This is a genomic window from Desulfallas sp. Bu1-1, from assembly GCF_015594625.1.
Lineage (GTDB): Bacteria > Bacillota > Desulfotomaculia > Desulfotomaculales > Desulfallaceae > JADNRQ01.
The window spans coordinates 18,990-35,793 of record NZ_JADNRQ010000004.1 but is presented as its reverse complement, the minus strand read 5'-3'; the positions used below and the strand labels follow the sequence as shown (position 1 = coordinate 35,793).

12 protein-coding genes and 1 tRNA gene are annotated in these 16,804 nt (G+C 51.2%); 1 reads left to right on the top strand and 12 read right to left on the bottom strand.

Features of this window, described 5'->3' with window-relative positions; all coding sequences use genetic code 11:
* Positions 1–72: 72 nt before the first annotated feature.
* On the top strand, positions 73–501 hold the full coding sequence (locus IT084_RS05720; RefSeq protein WP_195711896.1) for a universal stress protein: 429 nt from the start codon (positions 73–75) through the stop codon (positions 499–501).
* A gap of 44 nt (positions 502–545) precedes the next feature.
* Here IT084_RS05720 and IT084_RS05715 read toward each other — a convergent pair whose 3' ends face one another.
* The 12 genes from IT084_RS05715 to IT084_RS05660 all read right to left on the bottom strand — a co-directional run bounded on the left by IT084_RS05715 (position 546) and on the right by IT084_RS05660 (position 16,651).
* Positions 546–728, bottom strand: a complete 183-nt coding sequence (locus IT084_RS05715) for a hypothetical protein (RefSeq protein ID WP_195711895.1) — start codon at positions 726–728, stop codon at positions 546–548.
* Between the two features lie 392 nt (positions 729–1,120).
* Complete coding sequence (locus IT084_RS05710) at positions 1,121–2,383, bottom strand: RNA-guided endonuclease TnpB family protein (RefSeq protein WP_243276796.1); 1,263 nt, start codon at positions 2,381–2,383, stop codon at positions 1,121–1,123.
* A 34-nt stretch (positions 2,384–2,417) separates the two neighbouring features.
* Positions 2,418–2,858, bottom strand: a complete 441-nt coding sequence (tnpA, locus tag IT084_RS05705; protein ID WP_195712064.1) for an IS200/IS605 family transposase — start codon at positions 2,856–2,858, stop codon at positions 2,418–2,420.
* A 429-nt stretch (positions 2,859–3,287) separates the two neighbouring features.
* A tRNA-Thr gene (locus tag IT084_RS05700) sits at positions 3,288–3,362 on the bottom strand.
* Positions 3,363–4,058: 696 nt separating this feature from the next.
* Positions 4,059–5,669 (bottom strand): polysaccharide biosynthesis protein, encoded by a 1,611-nt coding sequence (locus tag IT084_RS05695; protein WP_195711893.1) that lies wholly within the window; start codon positions 5,667–5,669, stop codon positions 4,059–4,061.
* 102 nt (positions 5,670–5,771) lie between these two features.
* Positions 5,772–6,320, bottom strand: a complete 549-nt coding sequence (locus IT084_RS05690; protein WP_195711892.1) for a methylated-DNA--[protein]-cysteine S-methyltransferase — start codon at positions 6,318–6,320, stop codon at positions 5,772–5,774.
* A 184-nt stretch (positions 6,321–6,504) separates the two neighbouring features.
* Positions 6,505–7,080 carry an ECF transporter S component gene (locus tag IT084_RS05685; RefSeq protein WP_243276787.1) on the bottom strand — a complete coding sequence of 192 codons (576 nt, stop codon included), beginning with the start codon at positions 7,078–7,080 and terminating at the stop codon, positions 6,505–6,507.
* Positions 7,081–7,232: 152 nt separating this feature from the next.
* Complete coding sequence (locus tag IT084_RS05680) at positions 7,233–8,759, bottom strand: S-layer homology domain-containing protein (protein ID WP_195711890.1); 1,527 nt, start codon at positions 8,757–8,759, stop codon at positions 7,233–7,235.
* Between the two features lie 19 nt (positions 8,760–8,778).
* Positions 8,779–10,461 (bottom strand): ABC transporter ATP-binding protein, encoded by a 1,683-nt coding sequence (locus IT084_RS05675; RefSeq protein WP_195711889.1) that lies wholly within the window; start codon positions 10,459–10,461, stop codon positions 8,779–8,781.
* Positions 10,434–11,348, bottom strand: coding sequence for an energy-coupling factor transporter transmembrane protein EcfT (locus IT084_RS05670; RefSeq protein WP_195711888.1), 915 nt, complete (start codon positions 11,346–11,348; stop codon positions 10,434–10,436). The genes IT084_RS05675 and IT084_RS05670 overlap by 28 nt, the downstream gene beginning before the upstream one ends.
* A 24-nt stretch (positions 11,349–11,372) precedes the next feature.
* On the bottom strand, positions 11,373–12,587 hold the full coding sequence (locus tag IT084_RS05665) for a DUF4430 domain-containing protein (RefSeq protein WP_195711887.1): 1,215 nt from the start codon (positions 12,585–12,587) through the stop codon (positions 11,373–11,375).
* Positions 12,588–12,640: 53 nt separating this feature from the next.
* The gene (locus IT084_RS05660; protein ID WP_243276786.1) at positions 12,641–16,651 is read right to left on the bottom strand and encodes an S-layer homology domain-containing protein; all 4,011 of its coding nucleotides are present in this window, start codon (positions 16,649–16,651) and stop codon (positions 12,641–12,643) included.
* Positions 16,652–16,804 lie beyond the last annotated feature (153 nt).

The window sequence follows — 16,804 nt, the reverse complement described above, 5'->3', positions numbered from 1 at the left end:
TTCACATAGTTATATAATTAACATATAAAATTCCTGAATAATATTTAATATGCCTACAAGGAGGTTAATCCGATGTTTACTAAAATACTTGTTCCGACTGATGGTTCGGATAGTTCCGCAAAAGCGGTACAAGAAGCCGTCGATATCGCGTCAAAGCTAAACGCGTCAATCACCCTCTTCCACGTGGTACCTCCCCTTCCAACCGCGGTACGGGGTATGGTCTATGAACGGCAGCTGATTGAAGACCAGATGCAAAACGGCCGGCAAATACTGGAGGAGACAAAAAATAAAATTTCGGACCAAAATTTAAACGTAAACGTAGATATTGAGATGGTCCCGGGTGACCCGGCTTACGAAATATGCCTAAAGGCCAAAGAGGACAATTATGACCTCATTGTTATCGGTAACAGGGGTCTTGGTGAAATAAAGAGCTTTCTAATGGGCAGCATCAGCAGGCGCGTCTCACGCCACGCGCCCTGTTCGGTGCTGGTTGTCCGGTAAGCGAAAAAAAATAGCCCGGTCACGCCGGGTTAGTCACAGTTCCTTCACCCGAGTTTGCCCAAATACCCCAGTTGCAAGCGCTGCTGTTGGGCCAGTCGCCGTTTAAGCCTGCGCTTTTCCCCGGGGTCGACCGTTGCAGCTATTTGCTTTTTAAGGTTATATATTTGCTTTTTCGTTCGCTCAATCACAGCCTGAAGATCGGTGGGATTTTTGGGGCTTGGATCCATGCCGCTCACCTCTTCAGTACATTATAACACCCGAATACAATTCAGACAAACCATCCTCTCCTTCCCCCATTAACCAGTTCAGCACGGCTGAACTGATTTTTTGTCACCCAAGGCGGCAACGGCATTATTTATTATGCAGCTGAAGTCATATTCTTAATGACCACAAACAACCCGAGGAACCCTTTGAGAATCCCGATGGAGGAAGATAATAAAAGGTCGGCATTCTGTGACCTCCTCCCCTCAATAAATTGAGGGGCATCCACGGAGAAGACACCATCCGTGGTGCCGGGGTCCGTGATTAGGTGCCCCGGAGGTTTCTGCATTGCTGCAGCACACAAGTACAACCTTTCGGTCATACCGTGGCCCGGCCACAGAGGCAAGGGGTCGTTAATTTAAGCCGGCCTCAGCAACTCTTCCCGGTGCGTCCACTTGCCGCACAACGTCCGGTGAAATGTTATACGCACCCGGAAGTCCTTGTAGTTAACTCTCCTTTGAGCCGTCCCGGCGATGACCCTGTTCAGCAGGTTGACTGACGAGTTTTCGTCCCTGTCCATGACCATCCCACACTTCGGACACCGGTAGACGCGTACAGACGGGTCCAACTTCATTCGGTGCCCGCAGCTGTTGCATTCCTGGGAGCTATACTTCTCGTCGAGGGGCAGGAATAGCTTGCCTCGGTACTCCAGCTTGTAGTCGAGGAACTTGTTCTCCTTCTTCAAAGGCCAGTTGTTCTGCACGGCCCGGTTGATGGCCTGGTTGCCCTTACCTTTGTCAGGGGCGTCGGAGACCATGCCCAGCTTGTCCGGGTTGCCCACACCCACAACATCCCACTCGCCCTCAGCAAGCAGCTTGGCAATGGCGTGCAGCTCGTCGTCCACCTGGGCGGAGCGCCGACGGTAGAGGCTGTCCAGAACGTCGTTAAGCATGTTGTGCCGGCGGGAACCTTTTTTACATCTGTCACGCATGGACTTCACTTTGTCGATTTGCCCGTCGAAATACCTGGTCGTCCTCTTGACCAGCGAGTCGAATACGATTATCCTGCCGCTGTTGTCGGCTCCCGTGAGGAATGTCTTCACTCCCGGGTCGAAGGCGGCGACCTTCAATGGCCGCACGGCTTCGTATTTTAGCGGCTCGGCTTCGTAGACAAGGCTGGCGTAGAAGTTGCCGGTCTTCCGGTCATGGGTAATTGTCAGGCTGTGGACTTTATCGGGCAGTTTCCTGTATCCGGCAATACTGATGGTCTCCCTGCGCCGGCGGTGCTTCACCCTGCCTTTCTTGTCGGTGTGAGGCTCCATTCCTCCGGAGAGGACGAGCTTGCCGTCTTCCAGGGCAAAGCCACTCTGTATATAGCAGAGGGTGAAAAAGTATTTGGAGCTTTTGAACCGGGGCGGCCTTGCCGTGACATCTTCGCCGTTCTTCTTCTGGTTCTTCAGCCGGCCAAAAAAGGAATTGAAGTCCTTCTGCAAGAGCCTGAGCGCCTCCTGGGCGACCAGGCTGTAGAGGCACAGGAAAAAGGGAAACTCCTTCTTCAGCTCCACGAGTTGGCCGTTTTGGTGCTCGTAGTTTATGCCCGGTTTCGTGCCGTGGTAGCGTAGCCAGTGTCCTTTGCGCTGCTCCAATGCTATGTTGTAGAGCAGTGTCGCCACGCGACTCATGTGCCAGAGCCAATTTCTCTGCTCAGGCGTGGGATCAAGCAGGACCTTTTCTGTCATCAGCATCGGGTTCACCTGCCTTCTGGAGTTCGATGTACTTTCTGACTGTCTCCTTGGAAACATCACCAGCCGTACCGACGTAGTAAGAAGGGTTCCATAGGTGCCCGCCCCAGAGCTTTTTCTTTAATTCCGGGTGTCTGGTGAACAATGTCCTGGCGCTGGCTCCTTTGAGTACCTTGGCAATAACCGCCGGGGCCACCTTCGGCGGTGCGGAAAGGAATACGTGCACGTGGTCCGGCATCACTTCCATTGCGATCAGTTCGTACCCGTGTTCTTCGCAGAGGTCGGTTATGGTTGATTTCAAAACTTCCTCTACAGGTGGTGCCAGCACTCTCCTGCGGTACTTGGTTGACCATACAAAATGGTAGTTGATATTGTAAACTGCCGTTCCAGTTGACTTCCAGGTTTCTTTTCTCATACCATTATTATACCATGGCAAACTTGTGTTCGCAACAGAATTTACCGGGCTTGCGCCCGATGCGAGGGGGTCCGTGTATCCCCTCAAATAAATTGAGGGGGGATTACAGCCCCCTCGCGCTCCCCCTTTATTCTAAATTGATTTGCTTTATATTTTCAAAAAAACCGGCTTTAACTTTTTGCATTACTGCGCTTATTTGTTGGGTTGCGGCCGATACTTCCTCAGTTGTCGCGGTCATTTCCTGGCTTGTCGATGCCAAATCTGTAGCTTTGACCGCTACTTCTTGTATTTTTAATGCCGCCCTGAATGCCATTAATTCCGTATGTACTAATGAAGTCAGCCAGTGCCGATAAAAAGAATGGCTATGGCTGCAGCGAATTTCGCCGGTAAAGCGAAACCCCGCAATTCCTTGCGGGGCTTGACTTTGTTTGGAGCCGACGGTCGGATTTGAACCGACGGCCTGCGCATTACGAGTGCGCTGCTCTACCACTGAGCTACGCCGGCTTAACACTTATAAATAACGCAACATTTATATTACCGGTTTTAAGCCCGGTTGTCAAGACTCAGGTCGCAAGTTTCGCAAGTTCCCAGTTTTCCTTTAAACCTTGGACATCTGCAAGTTTGCTCACAAATTTTTAGAAACCGGTCTCCAAGATATTCAGGGCAAAAGGTTTGATACTAGCTCTTCAAAACGACAGACAGTAAAGGAACCTCTCTCCATCCGGAAAAGAGGTTCCTTATTACCTGAGCCCGTAATAATCTTCGCTCCGGCTGCTACGCGTATCTTAACAGCCTGTGCCAACCTTTCGGCTGCCACAGACCGCTATTGTCGACACCCGCAACAACCTTTGCTCGACCATTATGGATATCTTATGAGCCCGCGGCAATCTCTCGACTACCGCGAACCCTTGCTTAAAGGGAGAACCTTAAACACAACACCCATAATGATCTTAGCTCGACCGGTAAACATCCCTTGCGACCATATTGCAATCGTTCGGACTGCAATATAACCTGCCGGAACATTTACCAATCTTCCCGCCGGCCAATACCGAGCTTTTAACCCGGTATTAACCTTTGGCCGTCCGTTACAGAGCCTCACTTGAGACCCTGTAACGAACTTGGCTCGACTATTACGAACCCGTTGTTTGTATTATCACCAACACGCCGGTAATTATTACTGGTAAAATACGGTTTTTGAAGTTATTTTCGGCCGATTTTTTCCAGTATTAAAGCCAGCCGCGACCCCACTCCGGGAAGGCGGCGCACGTCGCCGGCCCTGACGCCGTACAAGGCCACCTGAAACACGGGGTAAATGATCATTCCGGCCAGCACCGCCAGCAAGGTGGGCCAGGTATTGCCCCCGATATGCTGCACGGCTTCGTGGTAAACGGCCAGCACTCCCGCGGACATGGCGATGGTGGACAAGGCGGATCGCAACAGGGTTTCGTTAAAGTTAAAATTAAACCCCACCAGGCGGGCTATGGACAATATATTAAGCAGAGATGAGACCACGAATATGACCACGGTGCCCAGCGCGGCCGCCCTGATTCCAAGAGAGGTGGGAGTGTAATAATAAGTGATGGCGATCTTGATGATGATACCGGTGACCAGGTTTCGCACGGGTATGGCGGCCCTGCCCATGCCCTGCAGCGCGCCGGAAGTGACCAGGTGCACCGACCAGAACAAAACGGCCGCTGACAGCGAAGCCAGGGGGACCCCCGCAGCTTCCTCGGCAAACACCAGGAGGGTCAGCTGGTGGGCAAGGATATACAGTCCCGCGGCGGCGGGGAGAGTAAAAATAATCACCAGCCGCACCGCTTGCGATACCTGATGCCTGATACGCTGCAAGTTTTGTACCGCCAGGCATTCCGCCACCGAAGGCACCAGGCTGGACCGCAGGGACTGGGCCAGGGCGGTGGTGATGGTCACAAAAGACATGGCCATCTGGTTGAACTGGCCAAACTGGGCAATGGCCTGTTGCTGGGTATAACCTACCAGTTGCAGCCGGTCCACGATCAGCTTGTGATCGATGATGGCCGTCACCGTAATGGCAATACTGGCAATGGACACGGGAACCGAGGTTTTAAAAATACGTTTAAGCAAGGACAACGTCCCCTCCCTGGCCCCGGAAACGTCCTGTTCGGCTAAAGCAAGTAAATCCCGCCGCTGCCCGCGATAAAGAAAAACCAGCAACAAAGTGGCTGCGGCCGCACCGGGCACGGCACCCAGGTTGGCCCCGGCGGCGGCGACGGCCAGTCCCTGCGGCAACAATAGGTAGCTGAACAAAATGGTGGCCGCCACCATCATCACCTGGTCGGCAATCTGGGAGTAGGCCACCGCCCGCATATTTTGAAACCCCTGGAACAGCCCCCGGTAAGCTGAGGTGACCGCCGCAAAAAAGATGACCGGCGAGATGGCCCGTAACCCCAGGTAGGCATCCGGGTTGGGCACCAAACCGCTCTCAATCAGCCACCCGGCACTGGCAAACAAAGTTAATGAAAAAACCAGCCCCACCAAGATCATAACGGTCCGCGTCAACCGGAAAACGCGCAAGGCGTCACGATAATGCCCGACAGCCATTTTTTCGGAAACGATGCCGGCAAGGGCTACCGGTATCCCGGCCGAGGAGATTGTATAAAAAAGCATGTAAAACTGGTTGGGCACGGCATAAATCCCCAGCCCCACGTCGCCCAGCATGCGGCCAAGGGGCACCCTGTAAACCGCACCCAGAATCCTGATCACCAGCCAGGTGATCGTCAATATTAGAGTACCCTGCAATACCGTCTGTTTGTTGATGGAAACCCGTGACATGTTCTACCCCGTAATAACAAAACTTACATTATAAAGCATATCCATTTTTGGCATCAATTACAGTAACGAAGAACACCATGTAAATTTGCCAGGTCGAGCCCGTCAATCCAATCTGCTAAGCGAATATCTCCCCCCGGGCCCGGCGGCATTTCCCTCCAGGGCCAGCAACCGGGCTTTCCATTCCAGCCCGCTGCCAAACCCGCCCAGCGTACCGTCGCCGCGAATTACCCGGTGGCAGGGAATAACCAGCAAAATCCGGTTGGATCCAAGGGCTCCGCCCACCGCCCTGGCCGCCCGGGGGTACCCCGCCAGGGCGGCCACCTGACCGTAGGACAACAGGGAGCCGTAGGGTATTTTATGCACTACCCTCAATACCTCCCGCTGAAAGGGCGTGTACACAGACCAGTCCACGGCAAAATCGAAATCCTCCCGCATCCCGTTAAAATACCTGTTTAACGCCTCTTCCAGGCCCCGGAGCTCATTTTTCGCCCCCGGCGGCTTGATGATGTAATCACCTTTAACACCCAAATCCACCAATTGCCGCAGACTGTCCTGCTCAGCCGGCTGGGGCAGCGTCAAAGCCGCCAGCCCCCTGCTGGAACGGGCGGCGCAAACCCACCCGGCCGTCGTTTGCATTGTCCAAACATACATATCCTTCACCCTGTCAGTTGGAAGCGGCGGCTCCTGGGCCGCCTTGGTGAAAATGGAACCGCAGAAACCCGCGCCACCCCAAGAATAACAACCAGGTAAGAATTAATTACAGGCTTTGACATTTACGTTCATCCTGGTTGATTAATTCGTTATATTATAAGCTTTAACCTTTAGTTTTAAAAAATTATTGCTTTACTTCTTCAAAAACGACTAACAATCTATTTTTAAAACGCATTAGAACCTGGTAAAAAGATTTTCCCAGTAAGATAGTAAACACAACGTTTCCTGCGGCATGTAAAGTATCAAAGGGAAAACTGGCTATATAAGTGGCAATAAAAGTTTCCAGCGTTAAAGGATAAACAAAACCAACCCAATGCCATACATTCATGATCCAGCCGAAGAGATAGCCCCAGAATCCGGCCAGGATTGCAAAAGTATTTAATTTAAACCCCTTTTGTACCCGCGCCAGCAGTGCCGCCGATACACCGCACAGGCCCCAGCAATACATCTGCCAGGGTGTCCACGGCCCCTGTCCCAAAAAGAAATTAGAGACCAAAGCCGCAATAGCTCCAACCATAAACCCGGTTTGTGCACCGAAAACATATCCGGTAATCATAACAATAAAAGTTGTCGGCTGAACACTCATAATGGCAGCAAAGGGTATTCTCGAAACAGCCGCCAGTGCGGCCATGGTTGCTATTAGGGCAATTTCCTTTGATGTTGCCCCGCTTTGCTCGAAACGCCAGAAAAAGGCCGCCATGGCCAGGCCGATGATAACCGGTGAAAACAAAGCCCAGTTGACATTATACAAGGGATTGCCGGGAATTACGCTAGCAGCCAGTAAAATTCCGGTTAAAATTATTATTGCAATAAAAATTTTCTTTTTCATCAATTCACCCAGATACGGCCTGATTAATTCAATAGATTTTTTAACCGCGCGATACTATAGGCACACTGGGCCCTGGTTGCATAAGCCCGGGCATCAAAGCCGGGATACAACAGTCCATTATCTCCGGCCAGTTGTACGCTTCCCGAGTACCAGTAAGGACCGGCCTCAACTTTAACCTGTTTTTCCGGCGGCAATGCCCTGACCAGCATGGCGGCCAGTTCCCCTCCGGTTATTTTGCCGCCGGGATCAAAAATTCCGCCCGGCCTTCCTTTAACATATCCCTTATCCACTGCTATAGAGATAACCCGGTTAGCCCAGTAGCTTTCTGACACATCCTTAAATCTCCGAGCGGAGTCACTTTCCAAGCTCTGGTAACCCAGGCCGTAAACCATAAATTTGGCAAATTCAGCTCTGGTCACCGGGTTCCCCGGCTTAAAGGTTCCGTCGGGATACCCGCCCAATACTTTTTCTTTCACAAGCTCCATAATGGAGTTATAAGCCCAGTGACTGGCGGTAAGGTCGGAAAATATCCCTCCAACAGGAAGTTCCGCTTTTCCCGCAGCGTAATCAATATTCACCGGGAACGGCTTTTTCGCCAAAGCCATTATTGCATAAGCCGTCATCAGCACCGGTGAAGATTGCACACCGGGCATCCAGTTAAAGGAACCGTCACTGTTTTGCAAAGCTAAAAGGTGGGTTACTGCATTCCTTCCGTCTACAGACCATTCTTCACTTACCGGGTTTTCTCCGGCGGCGAATAGCCCCTGTAACACCCAGGCATCGGTGGCGCTGTTGGACTTATTACTCTCCCAGCTAAAGCCGCCGTCTTTTTCCCGGCAGCTTTTCAAATAACTCAGAGCACCTCTTATGACCGGAGAACTTTGCGGGTCCTCTCCCAGCATAACCAGGGTTTGTATGGCCACCGCCGTGTCATCCGGGTCACTGGCTACTCCCTCGGCCCAGCCGAAGCCGCCGTCTTTATTTTGCCGGGCCAGCAGCCACTCTTTGGCCCGCTCTTTGTTTGGTATATCCTGTCCGGTTGAGGCAAGGGCCAAAATCGACCACATGTGATAGTTTATCAATCCCTGCTCTCCCCGGGCGGGCTGGGCAAATTGACCGCCGGTCTGCTGAAAGGAAACAATTTTCCCGGCCAGGTCCGCACCTTGATAAGCCGTACCCTGATGGGCAGCCGTCAAAGCCAGTAGAGTAACAGCATAGTCACCGGTTGATTCCAGGGAATCTTTACAATTCTTTAAAAAATCAATGGGGCCTTGGCCGGAGGGAGACCATTTGCCGCCGGCAACATCCTCCCCCGCCGCCGCCAGGGCCATGACAACCCAGGCAGTTATAGCCCGGTTACTATTGCGTTCCTTTTGAGCAGGAAATCCTCCATCATCATTTTGAACACTGTGCAGGTACGTGATTGCTTTTTTGATACTCTGCTCAGCCTGCTGCTCCGGGAATGAATTGCCGGCCAAAGCGATACCGGCAAATGAAAAAATAAGCATTAACGCAACACTAATGCAAACGATACTTCTTTTATTAATCATATCATTCCCTCCTTATGAACTAACCGCAAACAACCTGATTTTCTTTTACCACCATTAACCGGGTTAATATTTCGCGACCTTGTTCCAGAGTGACCACGTCATCGACCAGATTATTGAATAACTTGCTGATCTGCGGCGAATAAAAGGTGGAACGGGTGAGCATTTCATACTTGCTTCCGCCGGCAATAATGGTACCCTCTGCCATTAATACAATGCTTTCAGCATACTCCGCAGCAAATTCCACATCGTGGGTGACAACCAAAACGGCTTTCCCTTCTGCCTGAAGTTGCAAGAGAATATCTCCCAACTCCGCCTTTAGCCGGTAATCCAACCCCCTGGTGGGTTCGTCCAGCAGCAGCACTTGGGGCCTTGCTACCAGGACGGAAGCCAGGGCCACGCGCTGCCGTTCCCCCGAGCTTAAATCCCGGGGATTGGTTTCCGCATAAGAAGTTAATTGCAACCGTTGGAGTATTTCTGCACTGACTCCGTCATCAGAAAGGCACATATTGCTCAGGGTAAAGGCCAGTTCTTCCCGTACAGTGGGTAAGAATAAATAGTCATTGGGGTCCTGAGACAGGTAACCGATGGTGGAAGCCAATTCCTCCACGGACACTTTTTTGGTGTCCCGGTTTAAAACTTTCACCTGTCCTCTGCCGGGTTTGAGCAACCCGGTGATGTTTTTCAGCAAAGTGGTTTTCCCCGCCGCATTTTCTCCCATTATTACCGTGAAATCACCGGGTCTGATTTTAAGATTGATGTTCTTTAACGCCTCTTTGCCGCTGGGATAAGTAAACCAGAGGTTTTGTATATCTACCAGGCATTCATCCCCGGCTGCTTCCGCTCTTTTTATTTTTGGGTTCCGGTTTCTTAAGCCGGGAAACGGATAATAAGCTTTAAGAATCTCCCTGCCCTGTTTAACGGTAAGCGGTACCTCCGGGAAGCCCACGCCCGCAAATAACCTGGCCAGTGGTGGGATAAAGGGCGACTTGTTTTTTGCCGCCCACCGGGCTACTGATTCCGGAACACCGTCATAGAGTATACGCCCGTTTTCCATAACCAGCACTCTGTCGGCCAGGTGAAAGCACCTTTCCAGGCGCTGTTCCACCAGGATAACGGTAATGCCGTTTTCCTCGTTTAACCGTCTAACCATGGCAAGTATTTCTTCACCGGCTACGGGATCCAGCTGGGAGGTGGGTTCATCCAATACCAGGATTTCCGGCTGCATGGCCAAAACAGAAGCAAGGGCGACTTTTTGCTTCTGTCCCCCAGATAATTCCGGGATAAAACCATGTAAATAACCGGATAACGCCAGGGCGCCGGTAACTTCCATCACCCGCCTTTTCATCAGGCTATTGGGCAAGCCCAGGTTTTCCAGCCCGAAGGCCACCTCCTGTTCCACGTTAGTCATGACCAGCTGGCTCTCCGGGTCCTGAAAAACCATACCCACCTGGCGGACCAGACTGCGCCGGTCGAGTTGCCTGATTTCTTTACCATTAAGAAAAACCTTGCCCCTGTAAGTTCCGCCGTAAAAGTCGGGGATCAATCCCGACAGGGCGCGGATCAAGGTTGATTTTCCGCAGCCGGACCCGCCCACCAGCAGGACAAACTGCCCTCCGGTAATTTCCAGGTTGATATTATCCAGAGCCGGTTTCTCCGACTCCGGATAATAATATGTTAAATCCTGGATTTTAATAACGGCCATTTCTTCCACCCCCAGCCAAGCATAGCAGGAACCGTCAAAGCCAACATTATGATCATTGCCATCTTGAGCTCACCCAACTTAAAACTTTCCAACCGGGGGTAATAGGTGTAGGCGGACCACCCCTGCCGGGCCGCCCAAATTCCGGTGATCAGGGAAAGGACCGCGGCGAAAAGGATTAAATAGTCCCCCGGTCGCAATAAATCACGGGTATAACAAGTCCTTTTCCCGCTACCGTATCCCCTGGCCTGCATTGATTCAGCCATCTGCCAAGACCGCTCCAGAGAAGACAACAAAAGCACGTTAATTACCGGCAGCCGGTTTTTAACCCGCTGCCACCGGCTACCCGTATCCAGTTTTACCCCGCGGCAGCGCTGCACCTCGGTTATTCTGCGCACATCCCGGATCATCAGGGGAAACAACCTGGTGGAAAGGGTTACGGCCAGTACGGACTTGTTGCCAAATCTACTGAATAACTTTAGTACTTTATCAGGGTGTACGGCGTAGGTATAGAAACAAAATACGCTGGTAATTACCAGCAAACGAATACCCATGCCGATCCCGTAACATATGGCTTCCAGGGTTATTCTAATTTTACCCAGCACGGGAACCCGCGGGCCGTTAAAGAGCACGGTGGAACCGGCCTGAACAAAGACAGCATTAACCAGCATAATCACCGTAATCAGGCCCAGGCTGATCAACAGGTAAGGTTTCCATTCCCTGTAATTACCGGAAGCGATGATCACCGTTCCCACCGCCAGCAGCAGGCCCAGCAGGTATACCGGATGGGAAAAAAGCAGAGCTAAAAGGATAATTACGGTGATATAGGCCACCGCCGCAAGGGGATGCAGCTTGTGAATTAAATTTTCCTTTTCACGGTAAGCAAGCATGATTCACCCTGTTCCTTTAATTTTTTATTCCAGCGGCAGGCTGACAACTTCTCCCGCTACAATTGCCGCGCTATATAACCCGGAGATTTTACCGGGACTTGTAACCAGCACATCCACTGCCTGCTGCAGGCCTTTCTGGTCGGTACCCACAATCAGCCACAGCGGGCTTTCGTCTCCGCTGCCCTCACCGGTAGCTGTTATAACCCCGGCACTACTATCGATTGTACGGGCGACCCGCCCCCTGTAATCGAGCAACTCCAACCCGTCACTGGTAAAATGTACGCAAGTGCCGTTTTTGGTATAAGCCTTGTTTAAATTGGCCAGCCAGTCAATTTGGCTTAATTCGCTCCACTGTCCCAACACAATGGTCGGACCCTGTCTGTTTTTCAACAAACCGGCATCCAAATTATTGATGGTGACGGAAGCCACCCCTTTAGCCTTCAATGCTTTTTGTAAATTGTCAGCCAGTTTCCTGTTGCCCTCGGCACTCACGATCGTTGTATGACCGGCTTTACCCCTGAATCCGTGAACGAAGGGTTCAGGATAACAACCGATAACCGCGGGGAACATGGACATTCTTTCCCACCCGTGGTAATCCCACCAAATAACATCCCCCGGCCGGGGGTAGTAATCCAGCGCCCCCACATCGGCAAATATTCCGTTAACGTAATAAAACCAGTCTTGCTTCTCACCCCCAAAACCGCCGGAACCGGATTTTATCCCGTTAATACTGTCAATAAAAGCGCCGCCATGGGCAGTGGTCACCCGGGTACTTGTTTCGAGAACATCAAATACCGACCAGTTTTTTTGCAGAGCCACTGTTTTAATTAATATCGACTTTCTGCCAAAATCCCTTGTCACCCACAGAGACACTTTTTTTCCATTACCTGCAGCCGGTACCGGTTGAGTTTCCGATACGGGGGCGCCGGGCTTTTTCGTACTAACTGTTGCTTTTGAAGAGCCGGTTTTTTCCTCCTGTTCCCCTTGTTTCTCCTCTGGTGCGCCAGCAGTTGCAGCAGTAGCTACATTACCGTCCGGTTTGGCCGGCTTTTCCTTTACCTTAAGATCCGTCAGCCAGGCCCCATCTGCAGTGTCCTGTGCCGTTTTTGACTCAATCCCGTTGGCAGCAGGGGTAACACCAGCCGGTTCCTCACCGGTGCCCTTGCCTGCACAGGCAGTAGCAATCAGCAGCATTAAAACAACAATTGGCAGTAAAAATATAAACCGGTTTTTTTTCACTTTTACTCAATCTCCCTCCCACAAGGTGCCAGGTGTTGAAAGGTTGAAAGAATTTACTCAATATACTCAAGCAATCGCCCGATTATGACAGCTATTTCCGCCCGGTTGACCATACCTTGCGGAACAATGGTATCTTTTGTGCGGCCGTTGACAATGCCGCTTTCCACGGCAAGGGCCACCCCTTCTTGAGCCCAGCCGGGAATTTGTCCGGCATCGGTATATTCAGCCAGTACTTTTTTTGCATCGGAAACTTTCCTGCCTGTTCTACTTTCAAGCACCCGGCTGATCATTACCGCCAGTTCGGCCCGGGAAATACCCTGATCAGGCGAAAACATGCCGGCTGATGTTCCTTTAATAATGCCCGCCTTTGCGGCAGCCGCAACATCACCGGCGTACCAGGCGCTGTCAGGAACATCGGTGAATGCATGGCCGGCATCACTTTTTGGCATGCCCAGGGCACGGACCAGCAGAGCGGCGCACTGGGCCCTGGTTGCCATTTGACTTGGTGCAAAGGTAGTAGGTGTAGTACCGCTTACTATATGCCTTGCGCTCAGCACCCGGATATCTTTTTCAGCCCAGTGACCGGCCAGGTCGGTAAATTTCTTATCATATTCCAGCAGGGTGAAGGTCCCTCCAGTGCTTGTTTTGGCACTGATCACTTCTCCGGACTTGTCCGGTTTTGCTCCGGTAAAAGTAAACTTGCCGTCCTGATACCTGTAGATTCCGGTAATTTCCGGGTTTTCGGCCAGTCCCCGGTAATTCATTATCAGTTCCAACGGTTCGGCCAGGCTGTTTACAACTTCTTTGTCAACCGGATCCATAATCGCCACCGTGTATGCTTTACCCACGGGGCGCAGGATAAGATGCGAAGACGAATTTGCTTCGGCATCCCGGGCCAATTTATCCGCCCTGGCGGAATCTAATTGGGATACCGATAATACGTAACCTTTAACAGCGGAGGATGCCGGTTCATTCCCGGAAACAAGGCCGGAAGCAAGTAAACTACCGACATCACGGGCTGCTAATTTTATCCCTTTGTTATCAATAAAAGCTATTCGGCCGGCCCGTTCTTTTCCGGACAGCACGATTGCGAAGCCATCATTCATCCTGACAGCCAATTTTAGCCCGCTATCCCCCAGGTTCCGGGCAACATCACCGGCAACCACCAGCTCGGTATTTGCTTTCCGTCCCGCAATCCCGGCAAGATCCATTTCAATTTGCTGAACCGGTGCCCGAGCCAGCACGGCAACGTCTTGCAGTTGGTCACCGCTGAGGATGTCCGGCAATTCCCGCCGCACCTGGCCAAGCTGTGTAAGTTGCTGTTCCAGAATACCGGCCGGTAAACTTACTGTCGTTGTTGAATCCGAACCGGATAATTCCAGTTGCCAGGGATAAATTGTACTTACCCTGGCAATTATATTCCGGACCAGAGAGGTAAGGCTATTTTTAAGTTCCTGCGCTACACCGGTCGCATCGGGCCTGGCCAACACAATTTTCACACCGTCGGTTACCACGGATTTCAATGCTGCCACGGCTTGAGCAGCATTAGCATTTTTATTTTCCATCAGGGAGGCAATGGTGTTTTCCATAAGGTGCCGGACCGTTTTACTTGCATCCACGGCGCTTATCTCCGGAGAAGCCAGCTCATCTTTAATGCCGCTCATTATTTTGGCAAATTCATCCACGGCATCAGACGGTTTTATTGAACCATTGATAATTTTGTTTTGTAAATCATTTGCTTGATCAATGACATTCTCTATCGTAACCTGGTTTTGGAGTATAATATTATTTTTTGTTAAATTATCCCAGGTTGGGCCGCTGGAATTGGGGTCCGTGCTATACCACCAAATAATCTGATCTCCCTCATTTATAGTTTTGTCGCAAGCCAGGACGCTGGGCACGGAATTATTGACCTTGTACATCCACCCGCTCATGCCGCTGTTGGTCTGCCCGGCAATGCTTGTAACAAAACCTCCTGCTTCCGTATAACTAAGTCCGGTGGCATGCAGAGCGCCCATAGCCGTTAGCCCCCAGCTCCCGGTTTTGCTCACAACAACGCTGCCGGGGCCGTAGAGCAGCTCACCGTCTTTACCGACCACAGCGATGTCGACAATATATTCACTGGCGGGCGGCGGAGGTGATGTCGGATTATTATTGTTGTTGTCACCGGCGCCCTGTTGTTCATCTATTTCAAGGACATAAGCGTTAAGGGCTTCGGTGGCCCCGAACACGTTTTTCGAGGTACCGAAACTGCCGTCGGAATTCATCGTTTTGTTCATCAGGTAGGACACCGGGTTAACGTTTTGGCCGTCAACGGTTTTGGTCCATTCCGCGCCCTTGGGTTCCCTGCCCAGCTTGTGCAAGGTTATGATGATCTCCGAGTTATCAACTGCCGGGTCATCCCACGGGTTATACACACCGCCGTCGTCCTGCTGAAACCCTTTCAGATAATTAAGTCCTCGCTCAATAGCCGCCTGAATTTCAGCATCAGTTGCGGCACCGGGCAGGTAAGTCAATGCCCGAATGGCCTGGGCCGTGGAAAGGAAGTCGGGATAATACACGAGATTGCCTTCGGCATCAGGGAAACTTTCTCCCCAGGAGCCATCACCGTCACCGTCACCATGTTGCTTGGACAAAATGTAAGTTTTTACATCACCGGTATTCAGTTCGCCTATTTTACCCGCTTCGCCAAGGGCGATATAAGCCCACATGTCACTGTATACACTATTTTCAAAGGAACCTTTCCCAGGGTCTGCCGCCTTTTGTCTGCCGGTCAATAGACCGGCCAACCGGTTCTTGCGATTCTCATCATTCCACTTGCTCAGCGCCAGCAAACACTGGGCAATGGTTTTTGTCTTCGACTTCTTCACCCAGGGTGATGCGCCACCGGCGTATTCGTTATACGTTTTCCCCAGGGATTTTAAAGCAATGAGCGTTTCAGCCGTAGCAAAGGTGCTGTCCCACTGGGCCGGGATGGCCGCCGTATCGGGGTCCTGGATGTCCGCCAGGTAGGTTAAGGCATCTTTAATTAAATTGTTAACATCACTGTTTGCGGTACCGGCTCCATCAAAATAACTGAGGGCGGTAACCACCTGCGCGGTAAGATCGGGTTCCTCAATACCGCTTGCATAACCCCAGGCCACGCCGGCATCATAGCCCCAACTATCTTTATGGTTCTGCTTTAAATTATTAATATAGTTAAATGCTTTACTCTGATCAATCCTGCCAATTTGACCCGTTTTGCCGAGGGCGGTTAAAACCATCACATGGTCATAAATACTGGCCCCAAAACCGCCATCTTCACCCTGTTTGGCTATAATGGCATTGGCCAGAACATCAATATTGCTCGAAGTTGGGTTAACAGCGTAAAGGGCTGTGAGCTCTTTGGCCAGGTAAACGGCATCTTTTACTGAGGGATTGTTTGCGGTGGCGCCGGCGGAAGCTATCACCGCATCCTTAAGTGACGTACCGTTATAGACCCAATCGCCCACCGAAAGGTCTTCACCGGCCCGGGCCAGCGCTTCCACGCACCTGTAGTCAAAATTCCAGCCGTTTACATCATAGGTCATACTCCCGTTCCGGTAACCGGTTTTAAAGTAGTTGACCGCACCGGCAATTGCAGCCTGCACCTGATCATAAACCGCCGTGTCCACAGGAATATCGTCTTTTACCATTGCCAGCGCCTGCAACGGAGCCTTGGTTCCGTATTCATTGGCATAGGGCCCGAAACTGCCGTCATCGTTTTGAGTGGCTGTGATATAGTCAATCAAACTGTTGTGGTCGCCCAGTAAATCAGCCAGGTTTTGAATTTCCTGTTTGACGGTCTTCCCATTGTTACTCCATTTACCGGACGCAAGGTCCTCGCCGGCCAAGGTCAATACATAGGCCGCATAACCATCAATTTTTTCCCCGTTTTGATATTTGTCATTTATAAAGTCTATGGCTTTACCGGCCAGATCTCCCGCCGAATATACAGACGGTTCTTCTGAAGCATCAACTCCGTTTACCAAGGTAAAGGGAACCACAAAGCTGAAAAGAAAACAAAACGTTAATAGTACAGACATAAAACGCAATTTTTCCCTATTTCCCATTATTGACACGCCCTTCCAATGCTAATTAGAATATAAGCCAATCAATTCAACAACTTCTGCTTAATTAACCATTAACAAAAAGCCCCTGCCTACAAAGAGACCGGGGATTAATCCCTACTACCGGGA

Coding starts and splice junctions, on each gene's coding strand:
- IT084_RS05720 (WP_195711896.1), top strand. CDS start 73: ATGTTTACTAAAATACTTGTTCCGACTGATGGTTCGGATAGTTCCGCA.
- IT084_RS05715 (WP_195711895.1), bottom strand. CDS start 728: ATGGATCCAAGCCCCAAAAATCCCACCGATCTTCAGGCTGTGATTGAG.
- IT084_RS05710 (WP_243276796.1), bottom strand. CDS start 2,383: ATGAGTCGCGTGGCGACACTGCTCTACAACATAGCATTGGAGCAGCGC.
- tnpA (WP_195712064.1), bottom strand. CDS start 2,858: ATGAGAAAAGAAACCTGGAAGTCAACTGGAACGGCAGTTTACAATATC.
- IT084_RS05695 (WP_195711893.1), bottom strand. CDS start 5,669: ATGTCACGGGTTTCCATCAACAAACAGACGGTATTGCAGGGTACTCTA.
- IT084_RS05690 (WP_195711892.1), bottom strand. CDS start 6,320: ATGTATGTTTGGACAATGCAAACGACGGCCGGGTGGGTTTGCGCCGCC.
- IT084_RS05685 (WP_243276787.1), bottom strand. CDS start 7,080: ATGGCGGCCTTTTTCTGGCGTTTCGAGCAAAGCGGGGCAACATCAAAG.
- IT084_RS05680 (WP_195711890.1), bottom strand. CDS start 8,759: ATGATTAATAAAAGAAGTATCGTTTGCATTAGTGTTGCGTTAATGCTT.
- IT084_RS05675 (WP_195711889.1), bottom strand. CDS start 10,461: ATGGCCGTTATTAAAATCCAGGATTTAACATATTATTATCCGGAGTCG.
- IT084_RS05670 (WP_195711888.1), bottom strand. CDS start 11,348: ATGCTTGCTTACCGTGAAAAGGAAAATTTAATTCACAAGCTGCATCCC.
- IT084_RS05660 (WP_243276786.1), bottom strand. CDS start 16,651: ATGTCTGTACTATTAACGTTTTGTTTTCTTTTCAGCTTTGTGGTTCCC.